Raw genomic sequence first — 16,035 nt, 5'->3', positions numbered from 1 at the left:
CCGCACTCCTGGTTCCGCCGACCCGCTGTCCTACCTCAACCAAGCAGGATCGTGACGTCGATGTTCCCGCGGGTCGCGTTCGAGTACGGGCAGACCTCGTGCGCAGCGTCCACCAGCTTCGCCGCGATGTCCGGGTCGAGGATCGGCAGGGACACACTCAGGGCGACCGCGAGGCCGTAGCCGCGCTGCTTGTTGGGGCCGATGCCGACCTTCGCGGCGACCGTGGAACCGGTCAGGTCGAAGCCCGCCCTACGGCCGACCAGGACCAGCGCGTTGTGGAAGCAGGAGCTGTAGCCGGCCGCGAAGAGCTGCTCGGGGTTGGTGCCGTTGCCGTCGCCGCCCAGCGCCGGGGGCATCGCGACCTGGAGGGCGAGCTGGCCGTCCTGGCTGCTGACGAAGCCGTCCCGGCCGCCGTGGGCGGTGGCCTCGGCGACGTACATGATCTTCGTCGGGCGGGTGTCGACAGCTGTGTCAGTGGTGGCAGCTGTGTCGTCGGTCATGGCGGGACCTCCCCCGGGGCGGAAACAAGGACACACGAGAGCGCGCAACTACATCGTGCACAAGATACTGGCGAGTAGGTCGGTGTGGGTCAGCAGGGGGTGTGGACCGTCGGTAACCCGAGGTCAGCGGGTCAGGGGATCAGCGCGCCCGGTCCGCCGCGGCCTCCGCGCGCTCAGCCAGCCGCCACAGCTCCGCCCGCAGGCGTACGACCTCCGGCATCTCCAGCTCCGTCGCCGCGAGCAGGGCACCCGGCACCCGGGCCGCGCGTTCCCTGAGGGCCGCACCCCGCTCCGTGCACGCGACCAGCACCGAGCGCTCGTCGTGTGCCGCGCGCTCCCGGTGGACGAGACCCGCCGACTCCAGGCGCTTGAGGAGCGGGGACAGCGTGCCGTAGTCGAGGTGGAGGGCGGTCGCGAGGTCCTTGATCGGGGTCTCGCCGTGCTCCCAGAGGACGAGGAGGACGAGGTACTGCGGGTAGGTCAGCTCCAGTTCCTCCAGGAGGGGGCGGTATGCGGCCGTCAGCGCCCGCTGGGCCGCGTACAGCGCGAAGCACAACTGCTCGTCGAGGAGCAGCGACCCGGCATCCGTATGGTCCTCGTTCGTCACGCGCCCATTGTCACGGACCGCGGGTCGAACCCGAAGGGCAACTCCAGGCGATGCGCCCGCATCAACGCGTCGTCGGAGAGCAGTTCGCCGGTCTTCCCGTCCGCCGCGATCACGCCCTCGCTGAGGATCAGCGCGCGCGGGCACAACTCCAGTGCGTACGGCAGGTCGTGCGTGACCATGAGGACCGTGACGTCCAACGACCGCAGGATGTCGGCCAGTTCACGGCGGGAGGCGGGGTCGAGGTTGGAGGAGGGCTCGTCGAGGACGAGGATCTCCGGTTCCATCGCCAGGACGGTTGCCACGGCCACTCGCCGCCGCTGTCCGAACGACAGGTGGTGCGGGGGCCGGTCCGCGAAGTCCGCCATCCCCACCGACTCCAGTGCCGTACGCACCCGTTGCTCCAGCTCGGCGCCCTTCATCCCGGCCGCCGCCGGGCCGAACGCCACGTCCTCGCGGACCGTCGGCATGAAGAGTTGGTCGTCGGGATCCTGGAACACGATCCCGACCCGGCGCCTGATCTCCGCCATGTGCCGCTTGCCGACAGGGAGTCCGGCCACCGTCACCGTCCCGGCGCCGGCCGTGAGGATGCCGTTGAGGTGGAGCACGAGGGTGGTCTTGCCGGCGCCGTTCGGGCCGAGCAGGGCGACCCGTTCACCGCGCGCGACGGTGAAGTCGACGCCGAACAGGGCCTGTTGGCCGTCGGGGTAGGCGAAGGCGAGGCCCGAGACTTCGAGAGAAGGGGTCACAACGTCGTCCATCACAGCGTCCATCCCAACAGGCATACGGCAAGGGCGGCTGACGGCAGTGCGAGGGCGTACGACCACTGCGCCCCGGACGCGGTCACCTCGTCGATCACCGGCATCGAACCGGCGTAACCCCGGCTCACCATGGCCAGATGGACCCGCTCCCCGCGTTCGTAGGAGCGGATGAACAGCGCGCCCGCCGACTTCGCGAGCACACCCCAGTGGCGGATGCCCCGGGCCTCGAAACCCCGTGACTCGCGGGCGATCCGCATCCGCCGCATCTCGTCGGTGATGACATCGCCGTAGCGGATCATGAAGGACGCGATCTGGACTAGGAGGGGCGGGAGCTTCAACCGCTGTAGGCCGAGGAGGAGTTCGCGTAGTTCGGTGGTCGAGGCGAGGAGGACCGAGGCCGCTACGCCCAGCGTGCCCTTCGCCAGGACGTTCCAGGCGCCCCAGAGGCCATTCACGCTCAACTGGACGCCCAGGACGGTGACTTGGTCGCCCTCCGCCACGAAGGGCATCAGTACCGCGAAGGCTACGAACGGGATCTCGATCAGCAGGCGGCGGAGCAGGAAGCCGGCCGGGACGCGGGCCGTGTACGCGACCAGGCTCAGCAGCACGGCGTAGACGCCGAACGCCCACATCGCCTCGCGCGGGGTCGAGACCACGATCACCACGAAGGCGAAGACGGCGGCCAGTTTGGTGTGCGGGGGCAGCGCGTGGACGGGGGAGTGGCCGTGCCGGTAGAGGCGGTGGGCGTGGCCCGCGCCCATGTCAGGCCGCCTGCGAGGTGCTACGGCGTTTGCGGACCGCCCAGAAGACGCCGGTGCCCGCGACGACCGTGACGCCCACGCCGATCACGCCCGCGAGGCCGCCGGAGAGCCGGGCGTCGTCGACATCGCGTACGCCGTAGTCCGCCAGCGGGGAGTCCGCCGAGGCGTGCTCCTTCGCCTGCCGGTCGATGCCCTGGTCGGCGGCCACCTTCTCCAGGCCGTCGGGGTTCGAGGAGGCGTAGAAGCTGACGAAACCGGCGAGGAGGAGGGACGCGGCGAGGCCGGTGATCCACAGTTTGCGGCGGGAGGTGCCACGGGCCGCGACCGGCTCCAACCGCGTTGGCGCGTCCACGAGTTCGCCGTTCACGCGCAGCTTGAGGCGCTGCTCCAGACCGCGTGCGCCGTAGACCAGATCCGGGCGTACGGCGATCACGGCGCCGACCGTCAGCGCGGTGATCGCGGCCTCGCCGATGCCGATGAGGACGTGGACGCCGATCATCGCGGTGGCGACCTTGGTGAGGGAGACGTCCGTCGTGCCGCCGAGGGAGTAGAGGAACGTGAAGACGAGGGCGGCCGCCGGGACCGAGAGCAGGGCCGCCACGAAGGACGCGGCCGTGATCGAGCGGCGGGTGCGGGGCAACACCTTCACCAGGCCGCGGAAGACCGCGTAGGCCACGACTGTCGTCGTGATCGCCATGTCGGTGATGTTCACGCCGAGCGCGGTCAGGCCGCCGTCCGCGAACAGGATGCCCTGCATGAGCAGGACGACCGAGACGCAGAGGACGCCCGTGTAGGGGCCGACCAGGATCGCGGCCAGCGCGCCGCCCAGCAGATGGCCGCTGGTGCCGGCCGCGACCGGGAAGTTGAGCATCTGCACGGCGAAGATGAACGCGGCGACCAGGCCCGCGAGTGGTGCCGTGCGCTCGTCGAGTTCGCGGCGCGCGCCGCGCAGGCTCACGGCGATGGCGGCCGCGGCGACCACACCGGTCGCGGCGGATACGGGGGCGTCGATGAATCCGTCAGGCACATGCACGGGATGATTTTAGATGGCTGTTGCGAGTCCTTTGCAAGAGCGAGGGAGTCTCTTGCCGGTATGTGAGATCTGTCGCCCCGAGGGGCGCTCCCGAGAAAATGTGCGACATTTGGGTAGTGGAAGCGGATGCATAGCTTTCACACAGGTCACTCAGCGTAAGGGGCCGCCCGATGTCCGTAGTCGAACAGTACGCGCGAGCCCATATCGTCACCGACGAGGACGTGGACCGGCTGGACCGAGACGCGGTCCCCGTCGTCCTGCGGTACGACCCTGAATCCGATCCCCGAGCCGTCCGTATCGGCCTGCCCGGACCGCATGAATGGACCTTCGACCGCGACCTGCTGGAGGAGGGGCTGCGAGCCCCGGCCGGCAGCGGCGAGGTGCGGGTGTGGCCGTGCGGGCGGGTGCAGGCCGTGGTCGAGTTCCACTCCGAACAGGGCGTCTCCGTCGTCCAGTTCGAGACGAAGACGATCATGCGGTTCCTGCGGCGGACCTATACGGCGGCCAGCACGCCCGTCGGGACCTGAACTCCCCGTCGGGACCTGAACTCCCCGTAGGGGCACGGGGGTTCAGCCGCCGAGGCTGCTGCCCAGCTTGAGCAGGGCCGCCACGATCGGGCCCGCCGTGTCGCCGCCGTGGCCGCCCGCCTGGACGACGCCCGCGGCGACGAGGTCGCCCTTGTACGCGGTGAACCAGCCGTTGGGCTTCTTCTGGCCGTCGACCTCCGCCGAGCCGGTCTTCGCGCCGTAGTCCGGACCGAGCCCGGACATCGCCTGGGCCGCCGTGCCGTAGTCCGCCGTGTACTTCATGACCTCCTTCAACTCGGCCTGGGTCGTCGACGACATCGTGCGCGAGGCCTTCGCGATCGTGCGGTTGTCGACCGTCGGGGAGACCAGGTACGGCTGGTGGAAGGTGCCCGTGTCGACGGTGGAGGCGACCGACGCCATGTTCAGCGGGTTCATGCGGACCCCGCCCTGGCCGATCAGCGAGGCGCCCATCTGCGCGCCGCTCTGCACCGGGACCGAGCCGTCGAAGGTGGGGACGCCGATGGCCCAGTTGTTCATGCCGAGGCCGTAGACCTGCTGGGCCTCCGTCGTCAGGTCGCTGTTGGACAGCTTGGGCGCGAAGTTGATGAAGGCGTTGTTGCAGGAGGCCCCGAAGGCCATCTTGAACGTGCCCTTCTTGATCTCCGAGTCGTCGTCGTTGTGGAAGGTCCAGCCCGCCAGCTTGTACGTCTTGGGGCAGGGGTGGGACGCGTCCGGGGTGATGAGGTTCTTCTCGAAGAGCATCGTCGACGTCACGATCTTCATCGTGGAACCGGGGGCGAGGGAGCCCTGGAAGGCCACGTTGAAGCCGTGCGAGGCGTTCGCGACGGCCAGGATCTCGCCGGTCGAGGGGCGCATCATCACGACCGAGGAGTTCTTCTGCTTGCTGACCTGTGTCTCGGCCGCCGCCTGGAGGGTCGGGCTGAGCGTCGTCTTCACCTTGCCCGGGGTGCCCTTGCTCAGCTCGACGAGGGTCTTGTCGGACTGCTTGGACTTCTTGCCCCGGATCACCTGGAGTTCGATGCCCGCCTTGCCGCCGGCCTTCTTGCCGAACTTCTCCCGCAGCCCGTCCAACACCGGCCCCAGGGACGGGTACTTGGCGACCGTCAGCTCGCCGCCGTCACGGTCGTAGGCCTTGATCGGCGGAGTGCCGGACTCGCCCGTGACCAGGGTGTCGCCGTCCGCGAGGTCCGGGTGGACGACGGAGGCGTGCCACTGGACGTACGGCTTGCCGTCCTTCGCGCTGCGCACGACCGTGAGTGAACTCGCGTACGACATGGGCTTGTTGATGCCCTTGTACGACACCGTGCACTTCACGGAGAAGGGCACCTTGGCGCCGGTGGGGGTGCCCTCGGTGACGGTGATGCCCTTCATGTGGGCGTTCTTCGTGTACCCGGTGAGTAGGGCGGCGGCCGCCGTCGACTTGTCGGTCGTGGCGGCGGCCTGGGCGACCTTGCCCTGCTGCCAGTCGGCCAGGTACCGCTTCGCGGTGGTCTGGATCTCGGTCGCCGACAGCGGGCCCGTCTTGATCGCCTTGTGGTCGGCGGTGGTTGACGTGCGCGCCTCGGCCGAGGCACCGCCGTCGTACAGCGCGTAGGCGCCGACGCCCGCGCCGACGACGGCCACGGCGATCACCCCGCCGACCACGGCCGGTCTCGCCTTGCGCTTCTCGGCGACGACCTTCTTCTTGCCCCTCGTGCCCACAGTTCCCGATCCTCCGCGAATCCCTTTGGGCCGCCGTCGTTCTGGCCCTCAGCCCTCACACACCCCAACGACGGGGCACAGCCTAGAGTCCCGTCCTGTGCGGGTGAGTTCACTTTCCCCGCGGAGTGAGATCAGCCACCTGCCGCCAGTACCGCCCGGACGATCGGGCCGGCGGCGTCGATGCCGTGGCCGCCGTCCTGGGTCATGGCCGCCGCGGCGATGTCGTCGCGGTAGCCGGTGAACCAGCTGTTGGACTTGGTCTGCCCGTCGACCTCGGCGGATCCCGTCTTCGCGCCGATGCTGCCGCCGAGCCCGGCCATGATGCCGGCCGCGGTGCCGCTGGTCGCGGTGCGGTTCATCATCGCCCGCAGCTGGGCCGACGTACTCGCCGACAGGCCCTGCGCGGTGGCCAGTTGGCGGTCGTCGAGGCTCTGCGCGACGAGCACCGGCTGGCGGAACGTGCCCGTCTTCGCGGTCGCCGTCACCGACGCCATGTTCAGCGGGCTCATCTGCACCTGGCCCTGGCCGATCAGGTTGGCCGCGGTGTCCGGGCCGCCGGACGCGGGGACCGAGCCGTCGAAGGACGGGATGCCGGTCTTCCAGTTGTCCCGGCCGAGCCCGAAGCGGTCCTCGGCCTCCTTGGTCAGCGAGTCCACCTTGACCGAGTCGGCGAACTTCACGAACGCCGTGTTGCAGGAGCGGGCGAAGCTGTCGGCGAGCGTCGCGTTCTCGTCCGGCGCGAGGCCCGTCAGGTTCTTGAAGGTCTGGCTCTGCCAGGTGGCGGTGGGCGGACAGGGCGCCGCGCCGCTCATGCTGGTGATGTCGTTGTCGATGAGCGTGGCGGCACTGATGATCTTCATCGTCGAGCCGGGCGCCAACTGGCCCAGGAACGCGGCGTTGAAGCCGTCGTTGCGGTTGTTGGCGACGGCCAGGATCTGGCCGGTGCTCGGCTGTACGGCCGCGACGGACGACTCCGAGTACTTCGTCACGGCCTTCTCGGCGGCGGCCTGCGCGCTCGCGTCGAGCGTCGTGCGCACCTTGCCGGCCTTGCCCTTCTCCAGGGTGAGCAGCGTGGTGTCGGCCGAGTCCGCGAGCTCGTGCTTGATCGCCAGCTCGATCCCGGGCGTACCGCCCGCCTTGTCACCGTACTTGGACCGCAGCTCGTCGAGTATCGGCCCGAGGGACGGATACTTCTCCTTCGTCAGCACGGCCCCGTTCCGGTCCACGGCCTCGATCGCCGGACTCGCGGACTCCCCGGTGACGAACGTGTCGCCGGCCTTCAACTCCGGGTGCACGACGGCCGGTTGCCAGTCCACGAGGGCCCGCCCGGTCGTCTTCCCGCGCACGACGGTCAGCCGGCTCTGGTAACTGAGCGGCTTGGAGATGCCCTTGTACGACACCGTCGCCTTCACGGTGAACGGCACGGTGGCGCCGGTCGCCGTACCGGGCGTGATCTTCACCTGGGTGATGTGACCGGACCCGCTGTAGGACTCCAGCACGGGGTCGGCGGCGGCGTCGTTGTTCGTGAACGACGCGGCGGTCACCGACTGCCCCTTCTCCCAGGCCGCGAAGAACTTCTTCGTCGTCTCCTCGACCTCACTGCTGCTGGGCGGCCCGGTCTTCTTGGCGTCGGCCCCACCGACCCCGGCCACCCCGTCCGAACCCCCCAGCGCGGACACGACGTTGAACGCCCCGTACCCCGCCCCGCCCACCATCACGGCGAACACACTGCCGATGACGGTGGCCTTTACCCCCTTGCGCATGCCCCTGTCCCTCCCCGTTATCAGTCCTTCGACTGTAAGTGGCGTGGGGGAAAGCTGTGAGGGGTGTTGCCTTTTGTTGTCTCAACAGAGACCGTCCGCTTGTCGTCCTGGCCGGAACGTTCCGACGAGCGATCAGGCGGGCACCCCGGCGGCGTCCAGGAGCCGGTGCATGTCCTCGACGGGGAGAGCGGGATTGCCGGCGACGGCACCGACCGTCTCGGGGTCGGCGAGCAGCTCACGGATCCTGGCCTGCGGCAGTCGCGGGTCCATGGCGGCCGACCCGCGCGGCCCTTCACGGCTGAGCCGGTCCACGTCCTCCGGGGTCAGCGCGGGATCACGCAACGCCAGCCGCTGGTGATCCGGGGAGTCCAGGAACCGGGCCGCCATTCCCTCGGACGGGAACCGGGGTTTGGCGATGAGCATCGCCACGGCACGGTGGGTGCCGTGCAGATACAGGTCGAGCAGCAGCTCCGGCGGCGGCTCGGGATGGAACTCGCCCAGCAGCAGCCGTACGGCGAAGTCCTCGTCCTGGGCGAGGAGTTCGACCATGTCCGGGGGCAGCGCCGGGCACACCGCGGCGCTGCGGCGCAGCCAGATGTGCGCGGATGTCGCGCACCGGCGCAGGACCTCGACGTCCTCGCGGGCGTCCCACACCCAGTCCAGCGGGTCCAGGCGCGCCTCGGGCTCCACGGTGTAGTCGACGGCCGCGCGCTCCGCCTCCGTCAGTTCCGGCCGGGCGGAGACGGCGAGCCGGACGCGCGGGTCCGGGTGGACGGCCAGCTGTCGTACGAGATCCGGTGGCAGGGAGGGGTTCGCGGCCACCGAGGACGGGTTCGGCTCGGCCACCATCCGCTCGGCGAGCTCGCGGCTCAGCAGCCCGGTCCGCAGCACCTTGCTCGCCGACCAGGAGTCGCCGAGGCTCTCGACCAGCCACGCCGTCCGGTCCGCGTCCTCACGGCAGACGCGCAGCGCGGCGGCCTGCCGTACCTTCAGATCGTCGTCCCGGAGCAGCGACTCCCTTGTGGCGTGCGGCAGTTCCTCCCACGCACGGCAGGCCGCGGCGCGAAGGACGCGGTGCGGATGGTCCGCCAGGCCGGCCAGGAGACGGGTGGGGACGAGGTGCGACTCGACGGTCCCGCAACTGATGCGCTCGTCCGGGTGCTTCAGCAGCCGCTCGTACGCCCAGTCGGGCAGCGGTTCCACCGGGAGCCGGTACGGCGTCGGCCCGAAGGCGAGAGCGAGCAGGACCTTCGGGGACGGATCGTCGATGAGACGGGCGCGCTGGGCCGCGTCGGCGGTGGCGCTGTCGGCGAAATCCATCCGGATCCGCGGATCGGGGTCCGCCAGGATCGCGTCCACGACCTCCGGCGGCATGCCGGAGCGCCAGGTGATGGTTCGCCGCACGTCCCGGTGGTCGAGTTTGAGCAGCCGGAGCAGCACACTGCCCGGTGTCGCCGAGTTCCACGCCAGCGCTCTGATCGCCGCGTCAAGGTGATCGTCCATGTCGTCCCGTCCCCCGTTTTCCCGCTTCGTTCTTCGTTCTTCGCCTACTCCCTCTTCGCCTACACCCAGGTGTCCAACCACATCCGGGAGCGCCACTGGTCGATGGGAATCGCCGTGCCCGTGTACAGCGGCCAGAAGTAGATGAAGTTCCACGTGATCAGCAGGACCAGTACGCCCGCGCCCACCGCGCCCGCGACCCGGCGGGTGTCGCTGGAGCCCGGTGGGCCGATGACCGCGCCGATCAGCATCGCGACTGCCAGGCACAGGAAGGGCAGGAAGACGATGGAGTAGAAGAAGAAGATCGTGCGGTCCTGGTACATGAACCAGGGGAGGTAGCCGGCCGCGACGCCGCAGGCGACCGCGCCCGCTCGCCAGTCGCGGCGGAAGGCCCAGCGCCACAGGACGTACAGGAGGGCGAAGCAGGCCGCCCACCACAGGAGCGGGGTGCCGATGGCCAGGACCTCGCGGGCGCATTTTTCGCCCGCGCTTGCCGGGCAGCCGTCCGAGCCGGGGGACGGGGACTCGTAGAAGTAGGAGACCGGGCGGCCGTCGACGAGCCAGCTCCAGGGGTTGGACATGTACGTGTGCGGGGAGTGCAGGCCGACGTTGAACTCGTAGACCTCGTGCTCGTAGTGCCACAGGCTGCGTGCCCAGTCCGGCATGAACTGGCTCCAGAAGCCGCCCTTGCCGTCGGTCGCGGCCCAGTTGCGGAAGTAGCCGCCGGTGCCGTTCGCGGGGGAGAGGATCCAGCCGAGCCAGGAGAGGACGTAGACCGAGAATGCGACCGGGGCCATGATCACAAAGAGGAACAGGTCGTACTTCAGGACCGCGACGTACGCGTTGCTCGCGCCCGCGACCTTGCGGGAGCCGACGTCCCACAGCAGCGTCATCAGCGTGAAGGCGATGGCGTAGAAGAGGCCGTTCCACTTGGTGCCGATGGCGAGGCCGAGCAGCAGGCACGCCGCCCAGCGCCAGGGGCGCAGGCCGAGGAACAGGGTGTCCGCGATGTGCGCGTCGGGGCGGACGCGGCCGTCGGCGTCGACGGGTAGTGCGGCGGCGAGTTTTGCCCTCGCCCTGTCCCGGTCCAGGAGCAGGCAGCCGAACGCCGCCACCACGAAGAACATCAGCACGCCGTCGAGCAGCGAGGTGCGGGCCATCACGAAGGCCAGGCCGTCGAGGGACATCATGACGCCCGCGACGCAGCCCAGGAACGTGGAGCGGAACAGGCGGCGGCCGATGCGGCACAGCATCAGGATGGCGAGGGTGCCGAGCAGCGCCGTCATGAAGCGCCAGCCGAACGGGTTGAAGCCGAAGATCAGCTCGCCGAGGCCGATGACGTACTTGCCGACCGGCGGGTGCACGACGTAGGCCGCGTCGGTCGGGATCGGGACGTGACCGTTGTGCTGGAGGATCAGGTCGTTGGCGTTCTTGTCCCAGTTGACCTCGAAGCCGCGGTGGACCAGCGCCCACGCGTCCTTCGCGTAGTACGTCTCGTCGAATATCACCGCCTTCGGGCTGCCCAGGTGGTAGAAGCGCATCACGCCCGCCATGAGCGTGACCAGCAGCGGACCGCCCCAGCCCGACCAGCGGTTGATGCGGTCGACGAGCGCCGGCGAGAAGCCGAGCGCCGCCCACAGCCGCGGGCTGGGCTCCGCGTACGGCGGCACCAGCCGGTCGCGTACGTCGCTTCTGGGCCCCGCCGTGTAGCCGAATCGGCGCAGCCGCTGCTGCCACGACGGCCGCTGGTCTTGCGGGGCCTGCCCTTGCCGGATGTCCGTGGAGGACGCGGTACTGGTCACCGCGCCATCGTAGGGAACAGGTCTGTGTGAGTCCCGCCTCTCTCCCCTGAGAGGATGGAAACGTGACAGTTGCTCCCGGAACTCTGGTCCTTGCCGGCACCCCCATCGGCGACATCGCGGACGCCCCGCCGCGCCTCGCCGAGGAGTTGGCGGGTGCCGACGTGGTCGCCGCCGAGGACACCCGGCGGCTGCGGCGGCTGACCCAGGCGCTCGGGGTGCAGCCCAAGGGCCGGGTCGTGTCGTACTTCGAGGGCAACGAGGCCGCGCGGACACCGGAGCTGGTGGAGGCGCTGCTCGGCGGCGCGCGTGTGCTGCTCGTGACCGATGCCGGGATGCCGTCCGTGTCCGACCCGGGGTACCGGCTCGTCGCCGCCGCCGTGGAGCAGGACATCAAGGTCACCGCCGTACCGGGACCGTCCGCCGTGCTCACCGCGCTCGCGCTGTCGGGGCTGCCGGTGGACCGGTTCTGCTTCGAGGGGTTCCTGCCGAGGAAGGCCGGCGAGCGGCTGTCCCGGCTGCGGGAGGTCGCGGGCGAGCGGCGCACCCTCGTCTACTTCGAGGCCCCGCACCGGCTCGACGACACCCTCGCCGCGATGGCCGAGGTCTTCGGCGCCGAGCGCCGGGCCGCCGTCTGCCGCGAGCTGACGAAGACGTACGAGGAGATCAAGCGCGGGCCGGTCGGCGAGCTGGCCGCGTGGGCCGCGGAAGGTGTGAGAGGGGAGATCACCGTCGTCGTCGAGGGCGCCCCCGAGAAGGCCGAGGAACTCGACGCGGACGAGCTCGTACGGCGGGTTCGGGTGCGTGAGGAAGCGGGGGAGCGGCGCAAAGAAGCGATCGCCGCCGTGGCCGTCGAGGCAGGCGTTCCCAAGCGCGAGGTGTTCGATGCCGTAGTCGCGGCGAAGAGTGCGCAAAAGCCTGTCTGACCTGCGTAAAGAGTTCCTCTGAGCGGGGCGCTGTTCCTATGAGCGCGCGCCCCATGGCGGAGCAAAGCACCGTCCGCGAATGCAAAAGCCGGACCGGCTTCGCGGGGCGATTCGACAAGGAAAGTCCAAATCGCCTCCAACAGTCGACAGGACTGATGCATTCGCCCTGCCGGAGGCGTCCACTGGACGAAGGGACGCACCCGTCCCTCGCCTCCAACGGGATTCCGGGGGGAATCCCCTCGCCGGGGGCGCTTGTCCAGCGGAAAGCAAGCAGGAGCTGGCATGAGTGAGATCGCAGGGCAGACCGGCCTCCGGGGCGGTGCCACCGCCGTGGTGAACGAGTCGTACTCCTTCGCCTGCATGCGGTGCGGGCACGGCTGGGAGCAGTCGTACGAGATAGAGCACCACGTCGACACCGACGGCCACCAGTTCGTGATGTACGTGGCGGAGGGTCAGGTCGTGCCGTCACCGCTCAGCCGGCCCGCCTGCCTCAACTGTGACGGGCATGTCGTCCGCATCATGCGCGCGGGCCAGGTGTCGTCGGTACGGGAGGCGGCACAGCGGCAGTACGCGCCGCCGCGGCCCCGCCCGGCAGCGGTGGACGCTACGGCCACGGAGGGCGACGCGGGCGACGAGGCCCCCGTGACTCCGCTGCCGGAGCACCGGGACCACCACTGGCACCTCTCCGACCTCCTCCACCCGTTCCACCGCAAGGCGAGCTGACCGGCTCCGACGACCGGGCGGGCATGCCCCTTTCGTAGGATCGGGGCATGCCTTCCTCCAGCGACAGTGCCCGCGAACGCGGCAGCGAGAAGAACGCGGCGCCGCCGCTCCCGGAGCCCCTCCGGGTGGCCGTCGCCGACTCGCACACCCACCTCGACATGCAGTCCGGCACGGTGGACGAGGCGCTCGCCAAGGCCGCGTCGGTCGGCGTGACCACGGTCGTACAGGTCGGCTGCGACCTCAAGGGCTCGCGCTGGGCCGCCGAGACGGCCGCCCGGTACGACGCCGTCCACGCGACGGTCGCCCTGCACCCGAACGAAGCCCCGCGCATAGTCCACGGCGACCCGGACGGCTGGTCCCGGCAGGGTGCGCGCGTACCCGGTGGCCAAGCGGCCCTGGGCGAAGCCCTCGCGGAGATCGACCGCCTCGCCGGACTCCCGCAGGTCAAGGGCGTCGGCGAGACCGGGCTCGACTACTTCCGCACCGGCCCCGAGGGCAAGGCGGCCCAGGAGCAGTCGTTCCGCGCGCACATCGAGATCGCCAAGCGGCACGGCAAGGCCCTGGTCATCCACGACCGCGACGCCCACGCCGACGTGCTCCGCGTCCTCAAGGAGGAAGGCGCCCCCGAGCGCACGGTCTTCCACTGCTACTCCGGCGACGCGGACATGGCCGAACTCTGCGCCCGCGCCGGGTACTTCATGTCCTTCGCCGGCACGGTGACCTTCAAGAACGCCCAGAATCTCCGGGACGCGCTGGCGGTGGCCCCCCTGGAGCTGGTCCTGGTGGAGACGGACGCGCCTTTCCTGACCCCGGCGCCGTACCGCGGACGGCCCAACGCGCCCTATCTCATTCCGGTCACGGTGCGCGCGATGGCCGCCGTACGGGGCATCGAGGAGGACGAGCTGGCGACGGCGCTCGCGGCCAACACGGCCCGGGCGTTCGCCTATTGAGCCCTCGGGGCCGCACGGAACACATCCTCAGGACGTCATCGAACACAACTCTGGGTAGCCGCGTCGCTTTGGAGAGTGACGGTCACTCCGCTAGGTTCTGTTGGCCCGATCCGGACCCCCGTGGCCTTCTGGAGCGTGTCGGCGTGAGCAACTACGAGACCTACGAGACGTACGAGACGTACGACCGCGGTGTGCGCGCCGACGCGTACACCGACGGGCCCACCGAGGTGTACGAGGACACGTACCGCCCCGCCTACGAGGCGTACGAACCCGTGTTCCCGCGCCAGGCGGGCACCGCCGAGCCGGAGAGCGAACCGGCGGCGCGGCACGGCCGTCGCCGAAGAGCCGACCGCACGGACTCCGGCTCGGCGATGCGCAGGCTGGTACCGCAGGCGCTGGTCGTCGCCTTCCTCGCCGGCGGCACGACCGCGTTCGTCGCCAAGGACAAGGCGATCGAGCTGAGCGTCGACGGCAAGCCGCGCACGCTGCACACCTTCGCCGACGACGTCACCGAACTCCTCGCCCAGCAGGGCGTCGACGTAGGCGCCCACGACGTGGTCGCCCCCGGCCGCGACGCGACCCTCGCCAGCGGCGACGAGGTCGCGGTGCGCTACGGCCGCCCCGTGCGGCTCACCATCGACGGTCATCGGCGCGAGGTGTGGACCACGGCACGCACGGTCGACGGCGCCCTCGAACAACTCGGCGTGCGCGCGGAGGGGGCCTACCTCTCGACGTCCCGCTCCCAGCCCATCGGCCGTGCCGGACTCGCCCTCGACGTCCGCACCGAACGCACCGTCACGATCATGGCCGACGGCCGCGCCCGCACGATCCGCACCAACGCGGCGACGGTCGGCGAGGCGGTCCAGGAGGCGGGCATCGGCCTGCACGGCGAGGACACGACGTCGGTCCCCCCGGCCACGTTCCCGCGCGACGGCCAGACGATCACGGTCCTCCGCGTCACCGGCACGCGCGAGGTCCGCGAGGAGTCGATCCCCTTCAAGGTCGAGCGCAAGGACGACCCCACCCTGTTCAAGGGCACGGAGGTGGTGGAGCGGGCGGGCCAGCCGGGTCTGCGCCGGGTCACGTACACCCTCCGCACGGTCAACGGCGTCAAGGAGAAGCCCCGGCGAGTGGACGACGAGCTGGTCCGCGAACCCCGCGCGCAGCTGGTGAAGGTCGGCACCAAACCGATGCCCACGTCGGTCCAGGGCGCGGACCAACTGAACTGGCACGGCCTGGCGACCTGCGAGTCCGGCGGCCGCCCCGGCGCGGTGGACCCCTCGGGCACGTACGGCGGCCTCTACCAGTTCGACACCCACACCTGGCACAGCCTGGGCGGGAGCGGCCGCCCGCAGGACGCGAGCGCGGAGGAACAGACGTTCAGGGCGAAGAGGCTGTATGTGCGGAGGGGTTCGAGCCCGTGGCCGCATTGCGGGACGAGGCTGCACGGCTGAGCGACGAGGGATGAGGGGGTAGGGGGCGCAGCCCCCACCCCCTAGGGGCGCGGGGAACTGCGCGACCAGCCACGACGGCGCGGCAGCCGAAAACGGACCCGTAACCTAGGAACGTGAGCAGCAACCCCGACGCCCTCCTAGGCCCCGCAGAAATCCGCGAACTGGCCGCCGCCCTGAACGTCCGCCCCACAAAACAACGCGGCCAGAACTTCGTGATCGACGCAAACACGGTCCGCCGCATCGTCCGCACCGCAGACGTCCGCCCCGACGACGTGGTCGTGGAGGTAGGCCCCGGCCTGGGTTCACTCACACTCGCGCTGCTGGAGGTCGCCGACAGGGTCACCGCTGTGGAGATCGACGACACCCTCGCGAGCGCACTCCCGGCGACGGTGGCCGCGAGGATGCCGGACCGGGCGGACCGTTTCGCGCTGGTGCACTCGGACGCGATGCAGGTGACGGAGCTCCCGGGCCCGCCCCCGACCGCGCTGGTGGCCAACCTCCCCTACAACGTGGCCGTACCGGTCCTGCTCCACATGCTGGAACACTTCCCGACCATCGAACGCACCCTGGTGATGGTCCAGGCAGAGGTTGCCGACCGCCTGGCCGCCCCGCCCGGTTCGAAGGTGTACGGCGTCCCGTCGGTCAAGGCGAACTGGTACGCCGAGGTCAAGCGCGCGGGTTCCATCGGCCGCACGGTCTTCTGGCCGGCCCCGAACGTGGACAGCGGCCTGGTCTCCCTGACCCGCAGGCCCGAGCCCCTGAAGACGACAGCCACCCGCCGCGAGGTCTTCGCCGTGGTCGACGCGGCCTTCGCCCAACGCCGCAAGACCCTCCGGGCGGCACTCGCGGGCTGGGCGGGCTCGGCGGCGGCAGCGGAGACGGCACTGGTGGCCGCCGGGGTGTCCCCACAGGCGAGGGGTGAGTCGCTCACGGTCGAGGAGTTCACGCGCATCGCGGAGAACAAGGTGGGCGCCGAGGCCGAGCCAGGCGCCGAGGGCAAGGCGGGTGCCGA

14 protein-coding genes and 1 pseudogene are annotated in these 16,035 nt (G+C 70.4%); 6 read left to right on the top strand and 9 right to left on the bottom strand.

Translation table 11 applies throughout. The features are described from left to right. Positions 1–35: 35 nt before the first annotated feature. From ACIBK4_RS19235 to ACIBK4_RS19215, 5 genes are all read right to left on the bottom strand, one after another. On the bottom strand, positions 36–500 hold the full coding sequence (locus tag ACIBK4_RS19235) for an organic hydroperoxide resistance protein (protein WP_398995949.1): 465 nt from the start codon (positions 498–500) through the stop codon (positions 36–38). A 139-nt stretch (positions 501–639) separates the two neighbouring features. Continuing rightward, positions 640–1,107, bottom strand: coding sequence for a MarR family winged helix-turn-helix transcriptional regulator (locus ACIBK4_RS19230; RefSeq protein ID WP_398995948.1), 468 nt, complete (start codon positions 1,105–1,107; stop codon positions 640–642). Further along, positions 1,104–1,865 carry an energy-coupling factor ABC transporter ATP-binding protein gene (locus tag ACIBK4_RS19225; RefSeq protein WP_398995947.1) on the bottom strand — a complete coding sequence of 254 codons (762 nt, stop codon included), beginning with the start codon at positions 1,863–1,865 and terminating at the stop codon, positions 1,104–1,106. The genes ACIBK4_RS19230 and ACIBK4_RS19225 overlap by 4 nt, the downstream gene beginning before the upstream one ends. Then, the gene (cbiQ, locus tag ACIBK4_RS19220; protein WP_398995946.1) at positions 1,865–2,626 is read right to left on the bottom strand and encodes a cobalt ECF transporter T component CbiQ; all 762 of its coding nucleotides are present in this window, start codon (positions 2,624–2,626) and stop codon (positions 1,865–1,867) included. Before cbiQ ends, ACIBK4_RS19225 begins: the two co-directional genes overlap by 1 nt. Before the next feature lies 1 nt (position 2,627). After that, on the bottom strand, positions 2,628–3,659 hold the full coding sequence (locus ACIBK4_RS19215; protein WP_398995945.1) for an energy-coupling factor ABC transporter permease: 1,032 nt from the start codon (positions 3,657–3,659) through the stop codon (positions 2,628–2,630). A gap of 170 nt (positions 3,660–3,829) precedes the next feature. Here ACIBK4_RS19215 and ACIBK4_RS19210 point away from each other — a divergent pair, with 170 nt between their 5' ends. Then, positions 3,830–4,186, top strand: coding sequence for an SsgA family sporulation/cell division regulator (locus ACIBK4_RS19210; RefSeq protein WP_398995944.1), 357 nt, complete (start codon positions 3,830–3,832; stop codon positions 4,184–4,186). 42 nt (positions 4,187–4,228) lie between these two features. On the opposite strand, the gene ACIBK4_RS19205 is transcribed toward ACIBK4_RS19210, so the two are convergent. The 4 genes from ACIBK4_RS19205 to ACIBK4_RS19190 all read right to left on the bottom strand — a co-directional run bounded on the left by ACIBK4_RS19205 (position 4,229) and on the right by ACIBK4_RS19190 (position 10,973). Beyond that, entirely contained in the window at positions 4,229–5,908 is a 1,680-nt protein-coding gene (locus ACIBK4_RS19205) for a penicillin-binding transpeptidase domain-containing protein (RefSeq protein ID WP_398995943.1), read from the bottom strand. Positions 5,909–6,039: 131 nt separating this feature from the next. Next, complete coding sequence (locus tag ACIBK4_RS19200) at positions 6,040–7,671, bottom strand: penicillin-binding transpeptidase domain-containing protein (RefSeq protein WP_398995942.1); 1,632 nt, start codon at positions 7,669–7,671, stop codon at positions 6,040–6,042. A gap of 132 nt (positions 7,672–7,803) precedes the next feature. Further along, complete coding sequence (locus ACIBK4_RS19195) at positions 7,804–9,174, bottom strand: hypothetical protein (protein ID WP_398995941.1); 1,371 nt, start codon at positions 9,172–9,174, stop codon at positions 7,804–7,806. Between the two features lie 59 nt (positions 9,175–9,233). Further along, the gene (locus tag ACIBK4_RS19190; protein ID WP_398995940.1) at positions 9,234–10,973 is read right to left on the bottom strand and encodes a dolichyl-phosphate-mannose--protein mannosyltransferase; all 1,740 of its coding nucleotides are present in this window, start codon (positions 10,971–10,973) and stop codon (positions 9,234–9,236) included. 62 nt (positions 10,974–11,035) lie between these two features. Here ACIBK4_RS19190 and rsmI point away from each other — a divergent pair, with 62 nt between their 5' ends. From rsmI to rsmA, 5 genes and pseudogenes are all read left to right on the top strand, one after another. Next, the gene (rsmI, locus tag ACIBK4_RS19185) at positions 11,036–11,896 is read left to right on the top strand and encodes a 16S rRNA (cytidine(1402)-2'-O)-methyltransferase (protein ID WP_398995939.1); all 861 of its coding nucleotides are present in this window, start codon (positions 11,036–11,038) and stop codon (positions 11,894–11,896) included. A gap of 282 nt (positions 11,897–12,178) precedes the next feature. Further along, positions 12,179–12,619 (top strand): hypothetical protein, encoded by a 441-nt coding sequence (locus ACIBK4_RS19180; RefSeq protein ID WP_398995938.1) that lies wholly within the window; start codon positions 12,179–12,181, stop codon positions 12,617–12,619. Positions 12,620–12,666: 47 nt separating this feature from the next. After that, positions 12,667–13,569, top strand: a complete 903-nt coding sequence (locus ACIBK4_RS19175; protein ID WP_398995937.1) for a TatD family hydrolase — start codon at positions 12,667–12,669, stop codon at positions 13,567–13,569. Positions 13,570–13,712: 143 nt separating this feature from the next. Beyond that, the gene (locus ACIBK4_RS19170; protein WP_398995936.1) at positions 13,713–15,023 is read left to right on the top strand and encodes a ubiquitin-like domain-containing protein; all 1,311 of its coding nucleotides are present in this window, start codon (positions 13,713–13,715) and stop codon (positions 15,021–15,023) included. A gap of 113 nt (positions 15,024–15,136) precedes the next feature. Continuing rightward, positions 15,137–16,018, top strand: a pseudogene (gene rsmA, locus ACIBK4_RS19165) (16S rRNA (adenine(1518)-N(6)/adenine(1519)-N(6))-dimethyltransferase RsmA); the annotation flags it as partial. Positions 16,019–16,035 lie beyond the last annotated feature (17 nt).

The sequence above is a fragment of the Streptomyces sp. NPDC050528 genome (assembly GCF_044457795.1).
Classification (GTDB): Bacteria; Actinomycetota; Actinomycetes; order Streptomycetales; family Streptomycetaceae; genus Streptomyces.
The sequence above is the reverse complement of the archived record's forward strand: the minus strand, read 5'-3'. Positions and strand labels throughout refer to the sequence as shown.